The following is a 22,083-nucleotide window of genomic DNA, read 5'->3' as shown; positions in this document are numbered from 1 at the left end:
GCCACTAAGCGGGAAACAGGAAGGCGCCACCCGGATCGAAGAACACTTGCCGCCGGCCCGGCGACGCCTCGTGCGTCGCCGCCGCTGAAGACGTCGGCCTGATGTCGATTTCCTGCCCGGCGCTGGTGCGCGCGACGATGCGCCGGCGTTCGCCGTAGAAGGCGACATCGACGATCTCGACGGCAAGCTCGGCGCCGTTCGGGCTCTGGTCAAGCCGAAAAGCCTCGGGCCGGATCATCAGCCTGGTCTTCTGTCCTCGCTGGAAGCTGCCGTTCGCGTTGATGCCGGAAACGAGCGAGCCGTCGGCGAGGCGGACCGTGGCCGCGCCATCGATCGTCTCCAGGTGCTCGGTGGCGAGGAAATTCGAGTTGCCGATGAAGCCGGCGACGAAATCGGTGGCCGGTCGGAGGTAAAGGTCCTCGCCGGTGCCGATCTGCTCGATGCGGCCGTCGCGGAAGAGCGCGATCCGGTCCGACAGATGCAGCGCCTCTTCCTGGTCGTGCGTGACATAGAGGATGGTGACGCCGGTCTCGCGGTGGATGCGGCGGATTTCGGCCTGGATCTCCTCGCGCAGCTTCTTGTCGAGCGCCGAGAGCGGCTCGTCCATCAAAAGGATCGGCGGGTCATAGGCCAGCGCGCGGGCGAGCGCGACGCGCTGCTGCTGGCCGCCTGAGAGGGCCGCGGGCAAACGCTCGGCGAAGTTTTCCAGCCGCACCAGGGAGAGCATGTCGGCGACCTTGCGCTTGACCTCGGCCTCGGGCCGGCGGCGGACGCGGAGCGGGAAGGCGACGTTTTCGGCGACGCTCAGATGCGGGAACAATGTGTAGCGCTGGAAGACCATGCCGATGTTGCGCTTGTGCGACGGCACCGACAGCAGCGATTTGTCCTGCAGCAAGACATCGCCCGACGTCGGATCCTGGAAACCGGCGATGGCGTAGAGCGTGGTCGATTTGCCCGAGCCGGACGGCCCGAGAAAGGTCAGGAACTCGCCCTTCGGAATGTCCAGCGTCACATCATGAACGGCGGTGAAGGCACCGAATGCCTTGCGTAATTTGCGAATCGACAGAAAGGCTTGGGTCATGTTTGCAGCTTTCGGCGCAAGAGGGCCGTGACGATCATCAGGGCCAGCGTGAGCGCGACCAGCAGGCTGGAGGCGGCGGCGATAACGGGGGTGAGGTCGGAGCGGAGGCTGCCCCAGATCTTGACCGGCAAGGTCTGCAAGGTGGGGCTGGCCATGAAGATCGCCACCACCACCTCGTCCCAGGAGGCGAGGAAGGAAAAGATCGCGGCGGAGAAGACGCCGATGCGGATTGAGGGCAGAGTGATGCGAAGCTTGGCCTGCAGCGGGCTGGCGCCGCAAACGATGGCCGCGTCCTCGATCGACTTGTCGAAACCTTCGAGCGCGGTGGCGATCGGGATGATGGCAAAGGGCAGCGCCAGCACGGTGTGAGCGACGACGAAGCCGATCGTGGTGCCGCCGAGGCCAAGCCGCAGGAAGAAGGCGTAGATGGCGATGGCAAAGACGACGACGGGCAGCACCATCGGCGTGAGCAGCAGACCGCGCAAAATCTCGCGGCCGCGGAACTGGCCGCGAACCAGCGCGAAGGAGGCGAGCAGGCCGATGGCGACGGCGAGGATGGCGGTCATCGTGGCGATGCGGGTGCTGGTCAGCGCCGCTTCGACCCAGGAGGGATCGGCAAACAGCTCCTGGTACCATTTCAGCGTCCAGCCGGGCGGCGGAAAGGCCAGCCAGCGCGACGAGCCGAAAGAGAGCAGCACGATGAAAACGACGGGCAGCAGCAGGAAGGCGGCGACCAAGGCGGTGAAGCCAAGCAGCGCTACCTTCAGCCAGCCGAGGCGGTCATAGTCGAGCAGCATCTCAGGCGCCTCCCACCGCGCGCTTTGAGCCGACCAAGCGCAGCTGCAGCGCATAGAGCGCCATGGTGACGACGAGCAGGATGAAGGCGGCGGCACTGCCCAGTCCCCAGTTGAGCAGCGACTGGATCATCTGCGCGATCATTTCGGCGAGCATCATGTTCGAGGTGCCGCCGAGCAAAGCCGGCGTAACGAAATAGCCGAGCGACATGACGAAGACCATCAGGCCACCGGCGGCGATGCCGGGTAGCGAGAGCGGCAACAGGATGCGGCGGAAGGCGGCGAGCGGGCTCGCGCCGCAAAGGGCGGCGGCGCGCAGCGTCATCGGGTCGATCGCCCGCAGGGTGCCGACCAGTGGCAAGATCATGAAAGGCAGCATGATGTAGACCATGCCGATGGTGACACCGGTGAGATTGTTGATGAGCGGCAGCGGCTGGTCGATGATGCCGGCACCCATCAGCGCCCGGTTGATGACGCCGGTGCGCTGCAAAAGCACCATCCAGGCATAGGTGCGGGTCAACAGGTTCGTCCACATCGACAGGATGATGATGCCGAACAGGATGGAGGCGAGTGCGGCCGGCATGATCGCCAGCATCCAGGCGACCGGAAAGGCGACGAGCACGGTGACGATGGTGACGACGGCGGCGACGAGGAAAGTGTTGAAGAACACCCGCGCGTAAGTGCCGTCGCCCAGAAGTGCCGCATAATTCTGCAACCCGGGGGCAGGATCGGTGACGCTGCGCAGCAACAGCGCCAGCACCGGTACGACGAAGAAAAGTCCGATCAGGATCAACGCCGGAAGCAGGCCGCCAAGGCCTGCCGGTATGCGCGGGGTTGCGATTCCTTGCTGTGCTTCCACCGACATCTCGGTATCCCGGATTGCGGATCGGGACGGCCAGCGCCGTCCCGATCCTTGTCACGAAAGGGACGGCGTCTACTTCGCCTGCCAGGCGTACCAGCGCTTGGCGATTTCGTCGCGATGCTCGGCCCAGTAGTTCATGTCGAGGTTGATCTGGCCGTCGACATGGGCGTCGGGCAGGCCCTTGACCACGTCGGCGGGCATCTCTGCCTTGGCCTTGGTGTTGATCGGCGCGTAGCCGCTCGCCTCGGCGAATTTCGCCTGGCCGGTCGGGCTGGTCGCGGCGGCGAGGAACTTCATGGCGGCGTCCCTGTTCTTGGCGCCCTTCGGCACGACGAGGACGTCGGCTGCGGTCAAGTTCTGGTTCCAGGAGACGCCGACATCGGCGCCGTCCTTCTCCAGCGCGAAGACACGGCCGTTCCAGAGCTGGCCGAAGGCAGCTTCACCCGAAGCGATCAGCTGCTGCGACTCCGCGCCGCCGCCCCACCAGACGATGTCGGACTTGATGGTATCGAGCTTCTTGAAGGCGCGGTCGAGGTCGAGCGGATAGAGCTTGTCGGCCGGCACGCCATCGGCGAGCAGAGCGATCTCGATCACGCCCGGCGCCGACCATTTGTAGAAGGTACGCTTGCCAGGGAATTTCTTGGTGTCGAACATGTCGGCCCAGCCGGCCGGCTCGCCGGAAACGGCGCCCTTGTTCCAGGCGAGCGCGAAGGAATAGTAGAAGCTGCCGACGGCATTCTCGTTCGAGAAGCGCGGGTCGAGATCGGCCTTCGGCACGGCGGCGAAGTCGATCGGCTCGAGCAGGCCGTCCTTTGCCGCCTTGATGGCGAAATCCATCTCGACGTCGACGACGTCCCAGGTGACGTTCTTGGCGTCGACCATGGCCTTCAGCTTGCCGTAATCGGTCGGACCGTCCTGCAGCACCTTGATGCCCGACGAAGCGGAGAAAGGCTCGGCCCAGGATTTGGTCTGGGCTTCCTGCGTCGTACCGCCCCAGCTGGTGAACACCATCTCGTCGGCCTTGGCGGCGGTGGTCGCCATCAACCCGGCAAGGATGCCGGCGAAAATCAGTTTCATGTCATTCTCCTCTGATTGGTTGTTCCGTTTCTTGTTCTTGTCAGTCCAACCTTCGCCACGCCGTTTCAGCGCATGACGAAGGGATCGGGGATCGGGTCGTCCGAGGTGCGGATCCACACCGATTTCGAGCGCGTGTAGTCGCGGATGGCATCGAGGCCGCCTTCGCGGCCGAGGCCGGAAAGGCCGTAGCCGCCGAAGGGAACCAGTGGCGAGACGGCGCGATAGGTGTTGACCCAGACGACACCGGCATGGACGCCGCGCGCCATGCGATGCGCCTTGGCGAGATTTGAGGTGAAGACACCGGAAGCGAGGCCGAACGGCGTGTCGTTGGCTAAAGCCAGCGCTTCAGCCTCGCTGTCGAAGGCGATAGCGCTGAGCACCGGTCCGAACAGTTCCTCGCGCACGCAGGCAAGAGCCTGGTCCTGCGCCTCGATGATCGTCGGCGCGTAGTAGTAGCCGTCAGCTTTGCCCACCGGTCGCGCGCCGCCGGTGACCAGTCGGCCGCCTGCCGCCACGCTTTCGGCGACGATCGCCTCGATTCTTTCGCGCTGGCGCGAGGTCGCCAACGGACCCATCTCGGTTGCGGGATCCTGCGGGTCGCCGATGACGATGGCTTCAGCCTTGCGTTTCAGCCGGGCCAGGAAATCGTCCTTGATCGAACGCTCGACCAAAAGCCGCGAGCCGGCGACGCAGCTCTGGCCTGTGGCAGCGAAGATGCCGGCGACGACGGCATTGGCGGCGCTGTCGAGATCGGCGTCGGCGAAGACGACGACCGGGCTTTTGCCGCCGAGTTCCAGCGTCGTGTAGGCGAGGTTCTCGGCCGTGTTGGCGACGATCCGCCGGGCGGTCGAGGGACCGCCGGTGAAAGCGACGCGGGCGACCAGCGGATGGCTGGTCAGGCGATGCCCGCAATCATGACCGAAGCCGGTGATGATGTTGACAGCGCCGGCTGGAAAGCCGGCTTCGCTAACCAACTCGGCGAAAGCGAGCAGCGGCGCCGGTCCGTCCTCGGAGGCCTTGAGCACGACGGTGCAGCCGGCGGCCAGCGCCGGACCGAGCTTCACCGCCGACAGGAAGAGCTGCGAGTTCCACGGCACGACGGCCGCGACGACGCCGATCGGCTCGGGCCGCACCGTCACTTCCATGTCGGGTTTGTCGATTGGGATGAAGGCGCCTTCGTGCTTGTCGGCGAGACCGCCGTAGTAGCGGTAGTAGTCTCCGACATAGGCGATCTGGGCGCGCGTCTCGCGGATGATCTTGCCGGTGTCGCGCATCTCCAGCTCGGCCAGCCGGCCGGCATTGGCGGCGACGAGATCGCCAAGCTTGACCAGCAGTTTTCCACGCGCGGTCGCGGTCATCGCCGCCCAGGGGCCGGAGCGCAGCGCCCGGTGCGCGGCTTCCACGGCGCGGTCGACATCGGCAATGGACGCGGCCGGCATTGTCGCCCAGGGCAAGCCCGTCGACGGGTCGATGCTGTCGAAGGTGGAGGCGGGCTCAGAGAACTGGCCGTCTATGTAGTTCCTGAAGGCGGTGCTGCTCATCGCGACCCCGCCTCCTGGAAGGCCGGCATCACCTTGTCGATGAACAGCTGCAGCGACTTCTTCTTGCGCTCGTGCGAGAGGCCGCTGTCGATCCAGATCGAGTACTGGTCGTAGCCCTGCGCCTCGTAGGTCTTCAGCCTTCCGATCACTTCGTCGGCCTCGCCGATGACGAGGTTCTGCCGAATCCTGTCGGGCGCGTATTGCGGCATGGCCGCGATCTCTTCCTCGGTCAGCGGCTCCAGGACGCCCTGATGAACGGGTTTCTTGTTCTGGAACCAGGCGCCGAACTGGCAGTAGAACTGCGACAGGTCCTTGGTCAGGCGGTCAGCGTCGGCGGCGTCCTCGGCGACGAAAGTGTGCATCAACAGCATGATTTCCGGCCGCGCTATGTCCGGATGGGCCTGGCAGGCCGCGTTGAAGCGCTCCATCAGGCTCGCCACCTCGCCATCGCCAGAGGCAAGCGGCGTCACCTGGACCTGGCATTTGTTGGCGACGGCGAAGTCGTGCGAGTTCGGATCGCGGGCTGCCACCCAGATCGGCACGTTGGGCTTTTGCAATGGCTTGGGGGAGGAGGTGGTCGGCGGGAATTGCCAGAATTCTCCGGAGTGCTCGTAGTCGCCGTCCCAGAGGCCACGGATCGCCGGGATGATCTCGCGCATGCGCTGGCCGGCGCCCCAGGCATCGAGCCCCGGGAAGACGCGCTGATACTCGTAGCTGTAAGCGCCGCGCGCGATGCCCAGATCCAGCCTGCCGCCGGTGATGACATCGGTCATCGCCGCTTCGCCGGCGAGTTTGATCGGGTGCCAGAACGGCGCGATGATGGTGCCGGTGCCGAGACGGATGGTTTTCGTCTTCGCGGCGAGATAGGCGATGTTGATGAACGGGTTCGGCGAGATGGTGAACTCCATCCCGTGATGCTCGCCGATCCAGGCCGTCTCGAAACCCGCTGCTTCCGCCAGCAGGACAAGCTCTTCCAGTTCCGCCAGCAATTCGGAATGCGGCTTGGCGAGGTCCGTGCGCTCCATATGGACGAAAAGGGAAAATTTCATCGGTCTCACCGCTGGCCGGAATGGATTGGGCCGGTATGGATTGGCGCCGACGACGCGGGCTTGGCGAGCGGCCGGACCTCGCCTTCGACCTCGTTGCCGACATAGACGCCGAACGTGTCCTCGGCGCGCTCGCGCGCATAACGCGCAAGCATCGAGCGGACAGCCGGGTCGGCGATCGTCAATTCGGCGATCCGTTCGATCTCGACAAAGCGGACCTGGCCGTCACCGGAAACGGGAGAGTCCACCGTTCCACGATAGTAGAGATGGGTGCGCGAGGCGTCCGTCGCGTCGTCCCAAACGGCGTAGAGGAAGCCGAGCTCGGCATCGATCGCCTTGGCGGCGAGTTTCCCCCTGAGGCTGCGAGCATCGTTCGCGGCGCCGAGGCCGCGACCGGCGGGCAATTGGTGGGCTCCCTCGGCGGTTTCGAAGAAGAGCACGCGGCCGTCGTTCTCCAGGATGGCGCCGACCTGGGTTCCGGACGGAGCGGCCGCCGCAAGCGCTTCCTGGCTGAGACCCGGCGTGACATAGGCGCCCCGGCAGTAGCCGAGCGGCTGCGCGCCATTGTGGGTGAAATCATGGACGCGGCCGATGAGGATCGAATGATCGCCGGCATCGACCAGCTGCTCCATGCCGCAATCGAACACCGCGACCGATCCTTCGATCAGCGGATTGCCGGTCTGTCCCGGCTGCCAGGCCACCGAGGCGAACTTGTCAGAGGCCTTCGAGGCGAAGATGCCGGATGCGGCCTTCTGGGCTTCCGCCAGGATGTTGATGGCAAAGCCCCGAGAGGTCGAGAAGGCCTGATGCCCGAGCGCCTTCTTGGCGATGCAGACCAGCACCAGCGGCGGATCGAGCGAGACCGAGGTGAAGGAGTTGGCGGTGAAGCCGCGCGCATCGCCGGCTTCGTCGATCGTGGTGACGATGGTGACGCCGGTCAGGAAGGAACCGAGCGCGCGGCGGAACTCCATGGCGTCGAATGCGGGGGCGTCGAACGCCGGACCCGCCTCGGCGCTTGCGGGAACATCTGCAACCTCGTCGAGAAAACCCGTGATGCGCTGAGTCACTTTTTGCGGCGAAGCGATTGGCATCATGTGCTTTTCGCCGCTCAGCACCAGGCATTGTCCGACCGGTGCGAGCCGCGCCATCGCGGCCGACATGGCGGGCGTGGAGTTGCGATCTTCCGACCCGGTCATGAACAGCGCCGGCACCGCGAGATCGGCCAGGCGATCGGCGTGCGCGGTATCGGCGCTGGCAAACAGGCGGTAGGTGCGGGCATAGCCCTCGGCGTCGACACTTTCGAGCGCCGCGAGGGCCTTTGCCGCTGCATCGGTCAACGCAGGCGGGATCGGATTGCCGAACCAGCGGGCGATCGTGGCGGCGATCGCCGACGGATCGCCAGGGCCGTCGAGCGCCGCCGCCCGTTCGCGCACCGCTTGCGCGAGTTCGGGCGGGCGACGGAAGACGGCGTTAAGGCATACCAGCGAGCCGATACGCGACGGGGCCCGGAGCGCGAGCTCCTGCGCGACCAGCGCGCCCATCGAGTGGCCGACGACGGCGACGCGGTCGAGGCCGAGGTGATCGAGCAGGCGGATCGCCTGATCGGCGTAGTCGGAGAGGCCGGCATTCTGCGGCGGCAGCTGTGAGGCGCCATGGCCGAGCATGTCGATGGCGATCACGTCGAAGCGATCCCGCATCAAGTCGATCTGCGGCTGCCAGATCGCGGCATCCATGCCGACGCCGTGGATGAACAGGACCGGTGCGCCCGAACCGGCGCGGATGAAGCCGGTGCCGTCGGGAGCTTCGCTGCGGATCGTCGCGGCGTCAGCCATGCAGATCTCCGAGCTCCTTCAGGTCCTGATAGCGGTCGCCGATGCGGTGATGCGGGCGGCCGCCGATGGACGCGCCGAGCGCCACCACCAGCTCGTCGGGGGCGGGCGCGTCGCCGATCTGGAAATGCACGGTCAGATAATGCGAGCGGCGGCCTTCGTCGTTCTTGTCCATCAGCGGGATCATGATCGGCGTATTGGGACCGCCGCGCAGATTGGTGAAAGCAAGATAGGTCTTGGCGCCGACGGCGCGGCGATAGTGGTTGCCGAAATGCAGCGTGTGGATCAGCGCCGAGGCATGCTCGACCTCGCCCGACGTGCCGCAGATGGCGGCTTTGCCGTAGCCTTCGATCGCTTCGCCCGAGCCTGCTATGCCGATGATCTCGTTGGTCAGCGTCTCGCCGAGCACCGGTGCGATGGCGCGGATCTCGGGAGAGAGGTCCTCGGTGAAACCGCGGCCGGCCCACGGGTTGGTGAGCACCGCGGCGACGCCGATCAGGCGCAATGGCCGCGGGGCCGCCTTGCCGCCTTCGATCAGCGTCTTCTCGGTATAGGTCACGATCTTGCGAATAGCCGGCTGCATGGAATTCCTCGGCAAAGGAGCCGCCCTAGCGGCTGCGTCATTTCTGTATCGTCTTATGGTATACCATGCTATGGAGGGCCGCGTGCCTTGTCAACCGGTCATGGAATCTGTTTTTGTGACGAGGCTGGGGATTCAGGAAAAATGACTGACGACACGCTTCGCATCGACCGCTCCGCCAAGACGTTGAGGACGCTGGCGCTGGAGCGCATGCGCGAGGCGATCATGGATTTCCATTTCCAGCCCGGCGAGCGGCTGGTCGAGCGGCCGCTCTGCGACCAGCTCGGGGTCAGTCGTTCGGTGGTGCGGGAGGTGCTGCGGCAGCTCGAGGCCGAAGGCCTGGTGCAGATGATACCCGGGCACGGACCGGCAGTGGCCAAGCCCGATCTCGGCCGGACCGACGAGATCTACGAGTTGCGCGCGCTGCTGGAAGGTATCGCGGCGAAGGCCTGCGCGACCTCGGCCACCGACAATCAGATCGGCCTGCTCGATGGGGCGCTGGCAAAGTTGCTCGAAGCGTGGGCGTCGGGCGTGCCGGCCGAGGTGATGCGGGCGACGGCGAGGTTCTACGAGGTGCTGTTCGAGGCAGCCGACAAGCGCATCGCCTGGGAGATCGTCACCGGCCTCAACGTCCGTATCAACCAGCTGCGTTCAATGACGATCCTCTCGCCGAACCGCCGCGACGCGGCGATCGCGGAGATGCACGCGATCATGGACGCCATCCGCTCGCGCAAGCCCGAAGCGGCCGAGGCGGCGGCGAGGCGGCATGTCGAGACGGCTTGGAAAATTGCGCGTGATGCACTGCGGTTGGGTTCGCTGTAGTCCTAACCGGCAGGCTCTGGAAGACGAGCCATTTTTGCCTGTATAGAGCGCGACATGAAAGCGGGTCTGAATGCGCGGCGGTTTCGGGCGGAGGTGGTTGACGGGCCGCCTCGGGCGGGCGCTTGGAAAGCGAAGACAGTCAACATCTTCGACGGTGACATTTGGATCGGCGCTTATACGCGCAACTACCCGTCTTTCGGCATAGAAACTTTTGAGCCGTTCGAGCTCGATGGCGCGTGGTATGCGCTCTATTCCAGCGACTACACCGCGACCCGCGTCATGAGTCTGCCCGACTGCAAGGATTTGGGCGGTGAAGAGCCGGCTCCCGGCGGCTTCTGCCCGGTCGAACTCTATGTGCCGCGCTACAGGAAGATCAGGTACAGGCTGCGAGCAACCGGAGAACAGAAAGAACAATGGTCGTTTGAGGCCCGGGCCGACAAGTTCACGGTCCCCGAAGACGACGATCACAGTTATGGCTGGGCGATCGGCCCTTGGTTATCGCTGACCACAGGCTTCGTTGCCGGCTGCATCTGGGGCGATGACTACACCTGGAAGGTCCAGGTGTTCGACCTGTCAGAAGCGGCCAAGGGCAAGATCGTCCGCGACGATCGCTTCGGCCACGTTGCGCTTGCCGATAAGATGTCACTTGCCGACTCGCTGGATTTCGACCGCCACATGCCGGACTGGGAGTTGCGGGCGACCATCATCCGCCGCGAACGCCGCGACGTCGCCACGGGCAAGCTTGTCGACCCTTACGACGAGTAGCGAGCACCTTCAGTTCCGGTCGACCGGCTTCGAGCGCATGCGCGATACCGTCTCGCGTTCGGCGCGCTTGGAGCGCAGCGGCGGCAGGCCGCGGTCGACGAGATCCATGTCCTCCAGCACCATGTCGCCCATGCGCTTGAAGGCGATGTCGAGCGCGCCGGCGCGGTGCGCGGAACGCAGGAAGCCGGGGAGGGCGCGGACGGGATGGTCCCGCGCCAGCGGCTCTTCGGGGAAGACGTCGCTGGCGGCGACGATGTGGCCACTCTTCACGGCCGCCATCAGTGCCGCGAAATCGACGACGCCGGCGCGGCTGAGCAGGATGAAGGCCGAGCCCTTGCGCATTTTGGCAAAAGAGTCTGCGCCAAGAAAACCCTGGTTCTCGCTGGTGACGGAGGCGACGACGAAGACGAAATCGCTTTGCGACAGCACCACGTCCAGCGAGGCCGGCTCGACGCCGTTGTCGATCAGGATCGACGGCGGCAGCCACGGGTCGTAGACCTTGGTGCGGGTGCGGAAGCCCGTCAGCAGGCGGTTGAGCGCGCGGCCGAGATCGCCGAAGCCGACGATGCCGACATCGGCGCCGGAGAGCAGCCGCGCCGTCTGGTTGCCGTCGCCGCCCCACAATTCCTTGCCCTGGCGGAAGGCGAGGTCGGCGTCGACGATGTTTCTGGCTAGGTTGAGCGCCATGGCGAGGCCGAGCTCGGCCACCGGTTCGGCAAAGACCAAGCCAGTGGTGACGACATGGATGCCGCGCGCGAACAGCGTCTCATAAGGCATGTTGTTGAGGAGGTTGGTCTCGACATTGAAGACGCAGCGCAGCGCCTGCAGCTTCTCCAGCGTTTCCGGTGCTATCGGCGGCTGGCCGACGATGTAGCGCGCTTCAGCCAGCACATTCGGCGGCAACTCCGCCACGCCCTCAGGCGTTGTCTCGACGATACAATATTTTTTGCGAAACAGCGCCAGCTGCGGCGGCGTGAAGATCAGATCGAGCGTGCGCGGTTCGGGCGCGCTGATGACCAGCGGCAAGGCTTTGTCGGACATGGCGGTTCCTCCCGGCGCGATTGGATCGCGTCAATCACTTCTTTGAGTTTTACTCCCGATGAAACGATTTACAACAGTGAAAAATCGATTTATCGGTTACAATGACGAAAAGGCGGGCAGCCACCTGCTTCCGGGAGGATATTAATGGCGCAGCATAAAGGCCAGCAGCGGCGTTCGTCGATCCACGACGTGGCAAGCCATGCCGGCGTGTCTGCGGCTACCGTCTCCAAGGTGCTGGCCGGCGTCACCACGGTGAAGCCCGAAAATGCGCAGCGCGTCCTCGATGCCGTCGAGCGTCTGGGCTATCGAGTCGACCCATTGGCCTCCGACATGCGCAGGGCCAAGCGCCGCATCATCGGCGCCATCATGCCGGAATTCGAAAGCGAGTTCTTCGGCCAGATGGTCACCGAGCTGGAAGGCCTCGCCGAGCAGCGTGGCTATACGCTGGTCGCAGCATCGAGCCGTGAATCGGAAGCGCGCGAGAAAGAGATCCTTGCCCGCATGCATGACTGGCGGGTCGCCGGCGTGGTGCTGGCGCCGGTGCGCAACGAGCATGGCCCGGCGGCCGACTTCATGAAAGCCAACGGCATGACCGGCGTGCTGATCGACCGCGTCCTGTCCGACGACGCCTTCGACACGGTCTCGGCCGACAGCGCGGCCGCCAGCGCCGAGGTGGCGCGGATGCTGGTCGGCAAGGGCCACAGCCATATCCTGGTCATCGGCCTTGCCGAGCAAGCGGCGACGGTGCGCGCGCGCCTGGAGGGCTTTCGCTCCCAGGCGCTGGCGCTCAACCCGTCGGTGCGCATCGACGTCATCACGTCGGAAGTCAGCGTCGAGCCGCTCAGGTCCTCGCTGCGCGACTATTTTGGGCAAGGCGAACGGCCGACCGCCGTTTACTCGCTGCTCTTGAAAGGCACGCTCGTCGCGCTGTCGGAGTTCCGCCGGCGCGGCTGGCACTGCCCGGACGACATCTCGCTGGTCGGCTTCGACGACGCCGAATGGATGCAGGTTACATGGCCGGCGATCGCCGCCGTAGTGCAGCCGGTGCGCCGGATCGCCAGCGAGGCGATGAACCTTTTGTTTCGCAGGGTCGAGGGCGCCGTGGGACCGCCCACGGCGCGGCTCGAGCCCTGCCAGGTTTTGGAGCGGGAATCCGTTGGCTCGCCAGGCAGCGGCCCGCATTCCGGGGGAGGAGACCGACAATAGCCCCCATTGTCGACAACGGAAGGACGGTGCCGGCCTGGCCAAGGCATCCGGCACGCCAGATCAGAAGGAGGACTGGAATGACATCGCTTACCCTGAAGATAAATCGATTTACCCTTGCATTGGGCGTAGCCTTGGCGTTTTCGGCCATCGGCGCCGCCAAGGCCGAGGACGGCGAATACGGCGTGCTGATGAAGACGCTGGCCAATCCGTTCTGGGGCGCGATGGCGCAGGGTGTCGAGGACGGCGCCAAGGAAGCCGGCGTGAAATATTTCCAGCAGGCGGCCGAGAGCGACCAGGCGGCCGAGCCGCAGCTCAACCTCTGCAACACGATGCTGGAGCGCAAGCCGGTGGCGATGATCACCGCCGCCATCAACTCGACCAATCTTCTGCCTTGCCTGAAGTCGGCGCAGGACGCCGGCGTCAAGATCGTCGACCTCGACAACAATCTCGACCAGGCGGTGCTCGACAAGGAAGGCGTCAAGGTGACCTTCCACATCGGCTCCGACAACGTCGCCGCCGGCGCGCAGGGCGCCGAATACCTCGCCAACAAGCTGGGCAAGGACGCCAAGGGTCCGGTGCTGGTGATCGAAGGCCTCTCCGGCAACATCACCGGCGAGAAGCGCGCCAAGGGCTTTGCCGACAAGCTGAAGGAACTGGCGCCGGGGCTCGAAATCGTCGCCTCGCTGCCGGGCGACTGGGACCGCGGCAAGGCCGCCTCGATCGCCACCGACACGCTGACCGCGCATCCCGACCTGGTCGCCATCTTCTGCGCCAATGACGGCATGGCGCTGGGCGCGGTGGAGTCGGTCTACGCCGCCGGCAAAGGCCCGCAGGTGACGATCATCGGCGTCGACGGCAATGTCGATGCGGTGAAGTCGATCAAGGAAGGCCGTCTCAACGCTTCCGTCGCGCAGCTTCCCTATCTGGTCGGCAAGCAGGCGGTCGAGAACGTCAAGAAGGCTTTGGCCGGCGAGAAGGTCCAGGACAGCATCGCCGTGCCGACGCTGGTGCTGACCAAGGAAGTGATCGACGCCGGCAAGGAGCCGATGCTGCAATATGTGAAATAGTCCTCCCGGACGGGCTGGCGCGGGTCTACCCTGCGCCAGCCGACTTTCTTGCAACAGCGAGGCAATATGGCTTCCGAAACGACGCAGCCCGGCTTCTGGGCTCGGGTGCAGCGCGCATCTGTCGAAAGGCTCCACATCAGGCTGGAGTCGCTGGTGGTGCTTCTCGCGCTGAGCACGGCGATGGCGCTGTTGTCGCCCTATTTCCTGTCGCTCAGCAATTTCCTCAACATCCTTCTCGCGACCTCGACGATCGGCGTGCTGGCGATCGCAGCCACCTTCGTCATCGGCTCCGGCGGGCTCGATCTGTCGCTTGGATCGGTGATGGGGCTGGCTGGTGTTGCCGGCGCTTTCGTCGCGGTCAATCTCGGCTGGCCGTCGGTCTTCGCGGTGGTCGCCTGCATCCTCGCCGGCGGGATTGCCGGCCACATCAACGGGCAGCTCGTCACCCGCGCCTTCGTGCCGGCCTTCATCGTCACGCTCGGCATGCTCGGTCTCGCGCGCGGCCTTGCGCTCGTCATCTCGCAGGGCAGGGCGATCTACGGCTTGCCGCCCGAGATCGTCTATATCGGGCAAGGCAGGCCCTTCGGCATTCCGATGCCGGTCATCATCCTGGTGCTGACGGCGATCGTCGCGCATGCGGTGCTTGCCTATACGCGCTTCGGCCGCCACACGCTGGCGCTGGGCGACAGCGAAGGGGCGGCGCGCGCGGCCGGCATCCGCGTCGAGCATCACCGCCGCATCATCTACACGCTGTCCGGCGCGCTGGCCGGGCTCGCTGGCCTGCTCTTCACCGCCCGCGTCAACGCCGGCGACCCGACCGCGGGCATCAACTACGAGCTGACCGCGATCACGGCGGCGATCATCGGCGGCACCAATCTGTTCGGCGGCCGCGCCTCGATCCTCGGCACGATGATCGGCGCGCTGATCATGGGTGTCCTGCAAAACGGGCTGACGCTGCTGGCGGTTCAGTCCTACTACCAGCAGATGGCGATCGGCGCGGTGCTGATCCTCGCGGTCTTCATCGACCAGTACCAGGTGCGGAAGGAGTCACGGGTATGACCCTGCTTTCGCTTCGCGGCATCCGCAAGAGTTTCGGCGCGGTCGATGTGCTGCATGGCGTCGACCTTTCGGTCGCGGCCGGCGAGGTGGTCGGGCTGGTCGGCGACAACGGCGCCGGCAAGTCGACGCTGATGAAGACCATCACCGGTATCTACCGCGCCGACACGGGCTCGATCGAGTTCGACGGCAAGGACATCCTTGCCCTCGACCCCGGCCAGCGCCGCCAGCTCGGCATCGAGATGATCTACCAAGATCTTTCTTTGGCCAAGCAGCAGGACGTGGCCTCCAACATCTTCCTCGGACGCGAGCCGACAAAGCGCTTGTTCGGTCTGTTTCCCGGCTTCGTCGACAAAAGCGAGATGGACCGTCAGGCGGCCAGGATGATCGAGCGGCTGGGCGCGCATCTGCCGTCGATCAACCGGTCCGTCGGCTCCTTCTCCGGCGGCCAGCAGCAGACGGTGGCGATCGCGCGGGCGCTTACCTTCAACCCGAAGCTCGTCATCATGGACGAGCCGACGGCGGCTCTTGCCGTGCGCGAGGTGCAGAGCGTGCTCGACCTGATCAGGCGGCTGAGGTCCGAAGGCATCGCCGTCATCCTGATCTCGCACCGGCTGAACGACGTGCTGTCGGTCACTGATCGCATCGTGGTGCTGCGCCACGGCAGGGCGGATGCCGATCTCGTCACCGCCAAAACCAACATGAACGAAGTCGTCAGCCGCATCGTCGGCGGCGGCGACATTGCCGCCGCGGCGGCGCATGAACAACGAGGCTGATATGAATACTTTTGGACTGCACACTTTCGCCATCGCCCCGGTCTGGGACGTCTCGCGCATCGAGCCGCAGATGGATCGGCTGAAAGAGCTTGGCATCGGCCTGATGGAAATCCCGCTGCTGCGCCCCGAGGAGATCGACACCAAGCGCACGCGCGGCTTCGCCAACCACTATGGCGTCCAGCTCATCCCGTCGCTCGGCCTGCCCCGAGCGCTCGATGTGGTCGAGCGGCCCGATGAAGCGCTCGACTTCCTGCAGCCGGCCTTCAAGGTCTGCAACGAAGTGGGCGCCGAGGCGCTTGGCGGCGTCACCTATGGCACGATCGGCAAGACCACCGGCCGGGCGCCGACGCAAAGGGAGATCGACGGCATGTGCCGCTTCCTCGAGCGTGCAGCGAAGTCGGCGAAGTCGCGCAGCCTCAAGCTCGGCATCGAGCCCTGCAACCGCTACGAGACGCATCTGATCAACCGCGGCATCGACGCGACCCGTATCATCGAGCGCGTCGGCGCTGACAACATCTTCATCCATCTCGACACCTATCACATGCATATCGAGGAAGAGAGCTTTGCCTCAGGCTTCGAGGCGGCCGCGCCCTACCTTGGCTATGTGCATGTCTCGGAAGCCAATCGCGGCGTGCCGGGGCGCGGCATGCTCAACTGGGCGGCCTGCATGAAGGCGATCGCCGACATCGGCTATCAGGGCGCGATCACGCTCGAAAGTATGAACCATGTCGATGTCGACATTGCCAGCGGGCTCGCCGTCTGGCGCCCAGTGGCGGAAGATCCGCGCGACGTCATCGAGGTCGGCCTGCCGTTCCTGCGCGAGGAAGCGAGGAAGGCCGGGCTGACGCTCGGATAGGCCGCACGATCAGAACGGATAGTGCTGGCCCGGATCCTCGATCGTCACCCAGCGCAGGTCGGTGAATTCGGCGATCGAGGCCTTGCCGCCGAAACGGCCATAGCCCGAGCCCTTGACGCCGCCGAACGGCATCTGCGCCTCGTCGCCGACGGTCGGGCCGTTGATGTGGCAGATGCCGGCCTGGATGCGCGCGGCGAGGGCAAGCGCGCGGCGGATGTCGCGGCTGAAGACGGCCGACGACAGGCCGTATTCGGTGTCGTTGGCGACGCGCACGGCCTCCTCTTCGCCCTTCACGCGAATGACTGGCTTCACCGGGCCGAAGGACTCTTCCGAATAGACGCGCATGGCGGGTGTCACGTGGTCGAGCAGCGTCGCTTCCACGACAGTTCCTGACCGCTTGCCGCCGGCTGCAAGCTTGGCGCCCTTCGCGGCTGCGTCGGCGATCAGCTCCTCCATCTTGTCGGCGGCCTGGCTGCTGATCAGCGAGCCGAGCACGACATGCCCGCGTGGGTCGCCCGCCGGAAGTTTTGAGGCACGCGCGGCGAGCTTGGCGACGAATTCGTCGGCGATCTTTTCATCGACGATCAGGCGTTCGGTCGACATGCAGATCTGGCCCTGATGCATGAAGGCGCCGAAGGTCGCAGCGTTCACCGCGGCGTCGATGTCGGCGTCGTCCAGCACGACAAGCGGCGCCTTGCCGCCAAGCTCGAGCAAAGCGGGCTTGAGGTGGCGACCGGAGAGCTCGGCGATGATGCGCCCGACCTTGGTCGATCCGGTGAAGTTGACGCGCTTCACCGCCGGATGCGCGATCAGCGTCTCGACGATTGCCGCCGCGTCCTTCGGATCGTTGGTGACGACGTTGACGACGCCCTTGGGGAGGCCGGCCTCGACCAGCACCTGGCCGATCAGGCGATGCGTGCCGGGGCACATTTCGGAAGCCTTCAGCACGACGGTGTTGCCGCAGGCGAGCGGCATGGCAAGCGCGCGGGTGCCGAGGATCACGGGCGCGTTCCATGGCGCGATGCCGAGGCAGACGCCGGCCGGCTGGCGGATCGCCATGGCGAGCGTGCCGGGCTTGTCGGAAGGAATGACCTCGCCGGAGATCTGGGTCGTCATGGCGGCCGCTTCGCGCAGCATGTTGGAAGCGAGCATGACGTTGAAGCCGGCCCAGGGGCCGGTGGCGCCGGTCTCTTCCATCATCAGCCTGGTGAACTCGCCGACCTTGGAAGTCATGACATCGGCTGCCTTGGAAAGCAGGGTACGACGTTCGCCGGGTCCGGTCTTCGACCAGGCGTCGAAAGCAGCGGCTGCCGCGTCGGCGGCCGCGTTGGCGTCGGTGATGCTCGCGGCGGCGGCGCGCGTCGCCAGCTTGCCGGTGAATGGGTCCAGGCGTTCGTAAGACGCCTTGCCGGTCGCCGCCCGCTCGTCGCCGTCGATCAGAAGTCCGATGTCCATTGGTCTCTCCCTCGCTCCCGATGGAGCGCCGCAGTTGAGTTCAGAAGCCGAGCACTTCGGCGTTTATCGATGCTTCGAGGCCACCGTCGACGGGCACGTTGGCGCCGTTGATCCAGCGCGCCGCGTCGGAGCATAGGAACAGCACGACCGGCGCGATGTCGCCCGACGTTCCGGCGCGCCCGACGCGGGCGATATCGCTATCGACCTTGGAATCGCCGAGGACCGCGCGGAACTGTTTGAGGATCGGCGTCTCCACCGGGCCGGGGCTCACCGCATTGACGCGGATGCCGCGACTTTTGAACAGCTCCTGATGCGCCGCGCGAAACGTCCACAAGAGCAAGAGCTCCTTCGAGACCGGATAGCCTTCGTCGTTCTTCACCGCGTGGTCGGCGATCACCTTGGCGATATCGGGAAAGCCCTCGACGCTGACCATCGAGGCAGCGCGGTTGAGATTGGCGCGCCAGCCGAAGCCGGCGATCGAGGCGACGTTGACGATGGCGCCGCCCTCGCGAAGTTTTGGCGCCAGCGCTTCCGAGAGTGCGCGCAGGCAGTAGAAATTCACGGCGAGCGTCGGCGCGGCGCCCGTATTGCCGGAGATGCCGGCGACGTTGCAGAGCGCATCCAGACGCCGCGGCAGCCTCGCGACGAGATCGTCGACGCCGGCCTTGGACGAGATGTCGGCCTGAACGAAGGCGCCCTGATGGCCGGCCGGCTCGCGCAGGTCGACGCCGATCACGTCGGCGCCGAGCTGGCCGGCCAGTTCGGCCGTGCGGGCGCCGATGCCCGAGGCAACGCCGGTGATGAGGATCGTCTTGCCGAACAGGATGCTCATGCCTTCTCCCGAGATGTCGTTGCCTGTGCCGGCGAAGCACCGGTCGTGTCGCTTGCGTTGATGGGAAGCCTGACACGGTAGCCGACCGGGAGCAGCCGCCAGCCGAAGCGCTCTTCCAGCGTGCCCCACAGGCCGCGTGGCAAAAGCAGCGAGAAGGCAAGCGCCGTGGCGCCGAGCCCGATCAGGTACCAGACGCCGGTGCCGCCGAACCAGGTCTCGATGAGGAAAAAGAGCAGCGCGCCGAGGATGGCGCCCTCGAAGGTGCCGATGCCGCCGACCAGCACCATGAAGATCATGTAGGCGGTCCACTGCACGTTGAAGTACGTCTTTGGCTGGAAGGTGATCGAGGTCGCCAGCCACAGAGCGCCGGCGACGCCGATGCCGAAGGCGGCGAGCACGAAGAGCAGGCGCTTGGTGCCGGTGACGCGCACGCCGACGGAGGCAGCCGCATCCTCATTGTCACGGATGGCGCGGATGGCGGCGCCGGTGCTGCCGCGCAGCAGGCCGAACAGGATCGCCAGCAGCGCAGTCATTGAGGCCAGCGCCAGCCAGTAGATGGTCATTCGTCTTGTCGATGCGTCATAGACATTGAGGGAGATCAGCGACGTGCCGGTCTCGCCCTGGATCAGCCGGTCGAGATTGACGAGAAGGTGAGTCAGCGCGGCGATCACCCACATGCCGATGGCGAACTCGCCATTCTTCAAGCGAAGCATGAACAGCGAGATCGGCCAGGAGATGGCGCCGACGATGATCGCCGAGACGAACAGCGAGACGAACGGATTGAGCCCGGCATTGGCGAGCCGGATGGCGAAATAGGCGCCGAGGCCGAAGAACACCTGCTGGCCGACCGAGACCAGGCCGCCGAAACCGGCGAGCGCGTTCCACATCGCGGCGAGGATCACATAGATGAACAGCGCCGTCACGCGGTCGACGGCACCGGCCGAGAGGAACTGCGGCGCGATGGCGAGCAAAAGGATGATGGCGGCGACGCCAATTCCGGCGATGCGCGAGGCGGCCGTGCCGCGTTCGATGACCGTGGCGCTCATGATGCCTTTCCCGCGGCGAGACCGAGCAAGCCGCGCAGGCCGAGGCCGGAGGTGTAGAGCCGGATGAACAAAACGATCAGGAACGCGACATGGCCGCCGATGAGGAAGCCTTGCGGATGCACTGTCGCGCCGAGCGTCTGCGCGAGCGCCAGCACGATGCCGCCGATCAGTGTGCCCCAGAGCGAGCCGGCGCCGCCGATGACGGCGGCCTCGAAGGCGAACAGAAGTTGCGTCGCGCCGGCATAGGGATCGAAGGTGGCGCGCATGCCGAGGAAGGCTCCGGCGAGACCGACCGTGACCATGGCGATGGCCGCGGCGATAGTATTGGCGCGGCGCGCATCGACACCGACGAGGCCTGCGGTATCGGGGTCTTCCGACGTCGCGCGGATCGAACGGCCGAGCCCGGTGTGGGTGAGGAACAGCTGCAACCCGCCGAGCAGGACGACGGCGGCGACGAAGATGATCACCGCCAGCTTGCCGACATAGATGCTGCCCGGCCACTCCCAGGAATCGTAGGACAGGCTGCCGATGAACGGCGCCAGCGAGCGCGTATCGGCGCCGAACTGTTCGAACAGCACATTGTCGATGACGATGGCAAGACCGAAGGTGGTGAGGATTGGCAACAGCGCGCCGCCACGCGCGCTGCGCTCGAGCAGGAAGCGCTGCAAGGCCCAGCCGATCACCGCCATCAGCGGCAGCACGATGACGAGGCCGAGGAAAGGCGAAATGTGGAAGCGCGAGGCGAGCAGCCACAGCGCGAAGGCCGACAGTATGGCGAGGCTGCCATGCGCGAGGTTGATGATACGCATCACCGAAAACATGAAGGAGAGGCCGCAGGCAATCAGCGCATAGTAGCCGCCGAGCAGGATGCCCTGGACGATCTGGTTCATCATGCCGGCACGCCTCCGGCGCCTTTCCGGTGCAGGCCGAAATAGGCTTTGGTCACCTCGTCGCGCGAGACGTTCCTGCTGTCACCGGCAAGCGCGACCCGGCCCTCCAGCATGCAGATGACCTTGTTGGATACGGAGAGGGCGCGGTTGAGATCCTGTTCGACGAGGATGATCGTCGTGCCAGAGCTGATCAGCCCGTGCAGCGAGGCATAGACGCGGTCGACGACCAGCGGCGACAGGCCGAGCGAGACCTCGTCGAGCAGGAGCAGCTCGGGATTGCTCATCAGCGCGCGGCCGATTGCCGTCGCCTGCTGCTCGCCGCCCGAGAGATGCCCGGCCTTGGCATGGCGGCGCGGCTTGAGGTTGGGGAAGGTTTCGAGCACGCGCTCGACGCTCCAGTCGCCGGAACGGCCGGCGGTGCGGCCGAGCAGGAGATTTTCCTCGACCGTCATCTGCACAAAGAGCCGTCGGCCTTCAGGCACCAGCGCCACGCCCTTGCGGACGCGTTCATGCGAAGGCACGCCGGAAAGGTCGGCGCCGTCGAAGACGACGCGGCCGGAAGCGGCCTGGTGCGCGCCGGCGATTGCCCTCAGCAGGGTCGTCTTGCCGGCGCCGTTGGCGCCGACCAGCGCCAGCGTCTCGCCGCGCTCGACGCTGAAGCTGACGCCGCGCACCGCCTGCAGCAGGCCGTGGCGGACAACGAGATCCTCGACCGACAGGCTCATTTCGGGCCTCCGCCGAGATAGGCGCTGATCACCTGCGGGTCGGCCATCACCGCTTGCGGTTCGCCGTCGGCGATGATCTTACCGGCGTCCATGCAGATTAGCCGCTCGGCCACTTGCAGCAGGATGTGGACGATGTGCTCGATCCAGACGATGCCTATTCCGCGGCGGCGCAATTCGCGGATGGTGTCGACGAGTTCGCCGGCCTCGCCGTCGGTCAGGCCGCCGCCGATCTCGTCGAGCAGAAGCAGCGTCGGCTTTGCGGCGAGCGCGCGCGCCAGTTCCAGCCGCTTGCGATCGAGCAGGCCGAGCGTCTCGGCGCGGCGGTTGGCGACGCCCAGCATGCCGCAGAGCTTCAGCGAGCCGAGTGCTTCCTCATAGGCTTCGTCGCGGCTCAGCCCGGCGCCATGCGAGGCGGCGACGAAGACATTCTCAAAAGCGGTCATGCCGCCGAAGGGTTTCGGCACCTGATGGGTGCGCACCAGCCCCAGCCGGCAGCGCTGCGTGGCCGGCAGCGCCGTCACGTCGCCGCCCTTGAAGGCAATCGTTCCGGCGCTCGGCGGATAAGCGCCGGAGAGCACGCTGAGCAGCGTCGTCTTGCCGGCGCCGTTGGGGCCGACAATGCCGACCGCCTCGTCGGCGGCCATGGCGAAGTCGATGTCGTCCAGCACCACAAGCGCGCCGAAGCGCTTGTGAATGCCGGCGGCATTGAGGATCGCACCGTTGGGCATGGCGTTCA

Annotated in this window: 22 protein-coding genes; 7 read left to right on the top strand and 15 right to left on the bottom strand. The window is 65.8% G+C overall.

Annotated elements, in window-relative coordinates:
* Positions 1–4: 4 nt before the first annotated feature.
* From DPM33_RS10960 to DPM33_RS10925, 8 genes are all read right to left on the bottom strand, one after another.
* Positions 5–1,081 carry an ABC transporter ATP-binding protein gene (locus DPM33_RS10960; RefSeq protein WP_112097449.1) on the bottom strand — a complete coding sequence of 359 codons (1,077 nt, stop codon included), beginning with the start codon at positions 1,079–1,081 and terminating at the stop codon, positions 5–7.
* Positions 1,078–1,878, bottom strand: coding sequence for an ABC transporter permease (locus DPM33_RS10955; RefSeq protein ID WP_112097448.1), 801 nt, complete (start codon positions 1,876–1,878; stop codon positions 1,078–1,080). Before DPM33_RS10955 ends, DPM33_RS10960 begins: the two co-directional genes overlap by 4 nt.
* Before the next feature lies 1 nt (position 1,879).
* A complete protein-coding gene (locus DPM33_RS10950; protein ID WP_112097447.1) occupies positions 1,880–2,740 on the bottom strand; it encodes an ABC transporter permease in 861 nt (286 codons plus the stop codon).
* 69 nt (positions 2,741–2,809) lie between these two features.
* A complete protein-coding gene (locus DPM33_RS10945; protein WP_112097446.1) occupies positions 2,810–3,814 on the bottom strand; it encodes an ABC transporter substrate-binding protein in 1,005 nt (334 codons plus the stop codon).
* A gap of 65 nt (positions 3,815–3,879) precedes the next feature.
* Positions 3,880–5,355: an aldehyde dehydrogenase gene (locus tag DPM33_RS10940; protein ID WP_112097445.1), complete on the bottom strand. Its 1,476-nt coding sequence runs from the start codon at positions 5,353–5,355 to the stop codon at positions 3,880–3,882.
* The gene (locus DPM33_RS10935) at positions 5,352–6,404 is read right to left on the bottom strand and encodes an LLM class flavin-dependent oxidoreductase (RefSeq protein WP_112097444.1); all 1,053 of its coding nucleotides are present in this window, start codon (positions 6,402–6,404) and stop codon (positions 5,352–5,354) included. Before DPM33_RS10935 ends, DPM33_RS10940 begins: the two co-directional genes overlap by 4 nt.
* Positions 6,405–6,409: 5 nt before the next feature.
* Positions 6,410–8,233: an alpha/beta fold hydrolase gene (locus tag DPM33_RS37405; RefSeq protein ID WP_112097443.1), complete on the bottom strand. Its 1,824-nt coding sequence runs from the start codon at positions 8,231–8,233 to the stop codon at positions 6,410–6,412.
* Positions 8,226–8,813 carry an amino acid synthesis family protein gene (locus DPM33_RS10925; RefSeq protein ID WP_112097442.1) on the bottom strand — a complete coding sequence of 196 codons (588 nt, stop codon included), beginning with the start codon at positions 8,811–8,813 and terminating at the stop codon, positions 8,226–8,228. The genes DPM33_RS37405 and DPM33_RS10925 overlap by 8 nt, the downstream gene beginning before the upstream one ends.
* A gap of 141 nt (positions 8,814–8,954) precedes the next feature.
* Here DPM33_RS10925 and DPM33_RS10920 point away from each other — a divergent pair, with 141 nt between their 5' ends.
* Together DPM33_RS10920 and DPM33_RS10915 are read left to right on the top strand one after the other, a co-directional pair.
* The gene (locus tag DPM33_RS10920) at positions 8,955–9,632 is read left to right on the top strand and encodes a GntR family transcriptional regulator (protein ID WP_112097441.1); all 678 of its coding nucleotides are present in this window, start codon (positions 8,955–8,957) and stop codon (positions 9,630–9,632) included.
* Positions 9,633–9,686: 54 nt separating this feature from the next.
* A complete protein-coding gene (locus DPM33_RS10915) occupies positions 9,687–10,397 on the top strand; it encodes a hypothetical protein (protein ID WP_112097440.1) in 711 nt (236 codons plus the stop codon).
* 9 nt (positions 10,398–10,406) lie between these two features.
* Here DPM33_RS10915 and DPM33_RS10910 read toward each other — a convergent pair whose 3' ends face one another.
* Positions 10,407–11,438: a hydroxyacid dehydrogenase gene (locus DPM33_RS10910; RefSeq protein WP_112097439.1), complete on the bottom strand. Its 1,032-nt coding sequence runs from the start codon at positions 11,436–11,438 to the stop codon at positions 10,407–10,409.
* A 144-nt stretch (positions 11,439–11,582) separates the two neighbouring features.
* Here DPM33_RS10910 and DPM33_RS10905 point away from each other — a divergent pair, with 144 nt between their 5' ends.
* The 5 genes from DPM33_RS10905 to DPM33_RS10885 all read left to right on the top strand — a co-directional run bounded on the left by DPM33_RS10905 (position 11,583) and on the right by DPM33_RS10885 (position 16,399).
* Entirely contained in the window at positions 11,583–12,644 is a 1,062-nt protein-coding gene (locus tag DPM33_RS10905) for a LacI family DNA-binding transcriptional regulator (RefSeq protein ID WP_112097438.1), read from the top strand.
* Positions 12,645–12,721: 77 nt separating this feature from the next.
* Positions 12,722–13,711: a sugar ABC transporter substrate-binding protein gene (locus DPM33_RS10900; RefSeq protein ID WP_245442072.1), complete on the top strand. Its 990-nt coding sequence runs from the start codon at positions 12,722–12,724 to the stop codon at positions 13,709–13,711.
* 66 nt (positions 13,712–13,777) lie between these two features.
* On the top strand, positions 13,778–14,770 hold the full coding sequence (locus DPM33_RS10895; protein WP_112097436.1) for an ABC transporter permease: 993 nt from the start codon (positions 13,778–13,780) through the stop codon (positions 14,768–14,770).
* Positions 14,767–15,543 (top strand): ATP-binding cassette domain-containing protein, encoded by a 777-nt coding sequence (locus tag DPM33_RS10890; RefSeq protein ID WP_112097435.1) that lies wholly within the window; start codon positions 14,767–14,769, stop codon positions 15,541–15,543. Before DPM33_RS10895 ends, DPM33_RS10890 begins: the two co-directional genes overlap by 4 nt.
* 1 nt (position 15,544) lies before the next feature.
* A complete protein-coding gene (locus DPM33_RS10885) occupies positions 15,545–16,399 on the top strand; it encodes a sugar phosphate isomerase/epimerase family protein (RefSeq protein WP_112097434.1) in 855 nt (284 codons plus the stop codon).
* A 9-nt stretch (positions 16,400–16,408) separates the two neighbouring features.
* On the opposite strand, the gene DPM33_RS10880 is transcribed toward DPM33_RS10885, so the two are convergent.
* Genes DPM33_RS10880 through DPM33_RS10855 form a run of 6 tightly spaced genes read right to left on the bottom strand, consistent with a single transcriptional unit; the run spans position 16,409 to position 22,075 of the window.
* Positions 16,409–17,854 (bottom strand): aldehyde dehydrogenase, encoded by a 1,446-nt coding sequence (locus tag DPM33_RS10880; protein WP_112097433.1) that lies wholly within the window; start codon positions 17,852–17,854, stop codon positions 16,409–16,411.
* A gap of 40 nt (positions 17,855–17,894) precedes the next feature.
* Positions 17,895–18,680, bottom strand: coding sequence for a coniferyl-alcohol dehydrogenase (locus DPM33_RS10875; RefSeq protein ID WP_112097702.1), 786 nt, complete (start codon positions 18,678–18,680; stop codon positions 17,895–17,897).
* Positions 18,681–18,682: 2 nt separating this feature from the next.
* The gene (locus DPM33_RS10870; protein ID WP_112097432.1) at positions 18,683–19,732 is read right to left on the bottom strand and encodes a branched-chain amino acid ABC transporter permease; all 1,050 of its coding nucleotides are present in this window, start codon (positions 19,730–19,732) and stop codon (positions 18,683–18,685) included.
* Positions 19,729–20,625: a branched-chain amino acid ABC transporter permease gene (locus DPM33_RS10865; RefSeq protein ID WP_112097431.1), complete on the bottom strand. Its 897-nt coding sequence runs from the start codon at positions 20,623–20,625 to the stop codon at positions 19,729–19,731. Before DPM33_RS10865 ends, DPM33_RS10870 begins: the two co-directional genes overlap by 4 nt.
* Positions 20,622–21,347, bottom strand: coding sequence for an ABC transporter ATP-binding protein (locus tag DPM33_RS10860; RefSeq protein WP_112097430.1), 726 nt, complete (start codon positions 21,345–21,347; stop codon positions 20,622–20,624). The genes DPM33_RS10865 and DPM33_RS10860 overlap by 4 nt, the downstream gene beginning before the upstream one ends.
* On the bottom strand, positions 21,344–22,075 hold the full coding sequence (locus tag DPM33_RS10855) for an ABC transporter ATP-binding protein (protein WP_112097429.1): 732 nt from the start codon (positions 22,073–22,075) through the stop codon (positions 21,344–21,346). The genes DPM33_RS10860 and DPM33_RS10855 overlap by 4 nt, the downstream gene beginning before the upstream one ends.
* Between the last annotated feature and the right edge of the window lie 8 nt (positions 22,076–22,083).

The organism is Mesorhizobium hawassense (assembly GCF_003289945.1).
GTDB classification, from domain to species: Bacteria; Pseudomonadota; Alphaproteobacteria; order Rhizobiales; family Rhizobiaceae; genus Mesorhizobium; species Mesorhizobium hawassense.
This window is presented reverse-complemented; position numbering and strand designations above follow the sequence as displayed.

Excerpts from the sequence above, each read along its gene's own strand:
- DPM33_RS10960 (WP_112097449.1), bottom strand. The coding sequence starts at position 1,081 with ATGACCCAAGCCTTTCTGTCGATTCGCAAATTACGCAAGGCATTCGGT.
- DPM33_RS10955 (WP_112097448.1), bottom strand. The coding sequence starts at position 1,878 with ATGCTGCTCGACTATGACCGCCTCGGCTGGCTGAAGGTAGCGCTGCTT.
- DPM33_RS10950 (WP_112097447.1), bottom strand. The coding sequence starts at position 2,740 with ATGTCGGTGGAAGCACAGCAAGGAATCGCAACCCCGCGCATACCGGCA.
- DPM33_RS10945 (WP_112097446.1), bottom strand. The coding sequence starts at position 3,814 with ATGAAACTGATTTTCGCCGGCATCCTTGCCGGGTTGATGGCGACCACC.
- DPM33_RS10940 (WP_112097445.1), bottom strand. The coding sequence starts at position 5,355 with ATGAGCAGCACCGCCTTCAGGAACTACATAGACGGCCAGTTCTCTGAG.
- DPM33_RS10935 (WP_112097444.1), bottom strand. The coding sequence starts at position 6,404 with ATGAAATTTTCCCTTTTCGTCCATATGGAGCGCACGGACCTCGCCAAG.
- DPM33_RS37405 (WP_112097443.1), bottom strand. The coding sequence starts at position 8,233 with ATGGCTGACGCCGCGACGATCCGCAGCGAAGCTCCCGACGGCACCGGC.
- DPM33_RS10925 (WP_112097442.1), bottom strand. The coding sequence starts at position 8,813 with ATGCAGCCGGCTATTCGCAAGATCGTGACCTATACCGAGAAGACGCTG.
- DPM33_RS10920 (WP_112097441.1), top strand. The coding sequence starts at position 8,955 with ATGACTGACGACACGCTTCGCATCGACCGCTCCGCCAAGACGTTGAGG.
- DPM33_RS10915 (WP_112097440.1), top strand. The coding sequence starts at position 9,687 with ATGAAAGCGGGTCTGAATGCGCGGCGGTTTCGGGCGGAGGTGGTTGAC.
- DPM33_RS10910 (WP_112097439.1), bottom strand. The coding sequence starts at position 11,438 with ATGTCCGACAAAGCCTTGCCGCTGGTCATCAGCGCGCCCGAACCGCGC.
- DPM33_RS10905 (WP_112097438.1), top strand. The coding sequence starts at position 11,583 with ATGGCGCAGCATAAAGGCCAGCAGCGGCGTTCGTCGATCCACGACGTG.
- DPM33_RS10900 (WP_245442072.1), top strand. The coding sequence starts at position 12,722 with ATGACATCGCTTACCCTGAAGATAAATCGATTTACCCTTGCATTGGGC.
- DPM33_RS10895 (WP_112097436.1), top strand. The coding sequence starts at position 13,778 with ATGGCTTCCGAAACGACGCAGCCCGGCTTCTGGGCTCGGGTGCAGCGC.
- DPM33_RS10890 (WP_112097435.1), top strand. The coding sequence starts at position 14,767 with ATGACCCTGCTTTCGCTTCGCGGCATCCGCAAGAGTTTCGGCGCGGTC.
- DPM33_RS10885 (WP_112097434.1), top strand. The coding sequence starts at position 15,545 with ATGAATACTTTTGGACTGCACACTTTCGCCATCGCCCCGGTCTGGGAC.
- DPM33_RS10880 (WP_112097433.1), bottom strand. The coding sequence starts at position 17,854 with ATGGACATCGGACTTCTGATCGACGGCGACGAGCGGGCGGCGACCGGC.
- DPM33_RS10870 (WP_112097432.1), bottom strand. The coding sequence starts at position 19,732 with ATGAGCGCCACGGTCATCGAACGCGGCACGGCCGCCTCGCGCATCGCC.
- DPM33_RS10865 (WP_112097431.1), bottom strand. The coding sequence starts at position 20,625 with ATGATGAACCAGATCGTCCAGGGCATCCTGCTCGGCGGCTACTATGCG.
- DPM33_RS10860 (WP_112097430.1), bottom strand. The coding sequence starts at position 21,347 with ATGAGCCTGTCGGTCGAGGATCTCGTTGTCCGCCACGGCCTGCTGCAG.
- DPM33_RS10855 (WP_112097429.1), bottom strand. The coding sequence starts at position 22,075 with ATGCCCAACGGTGCGATCCTCAATGCCGCCGGCATTCACAAGCGCTTC.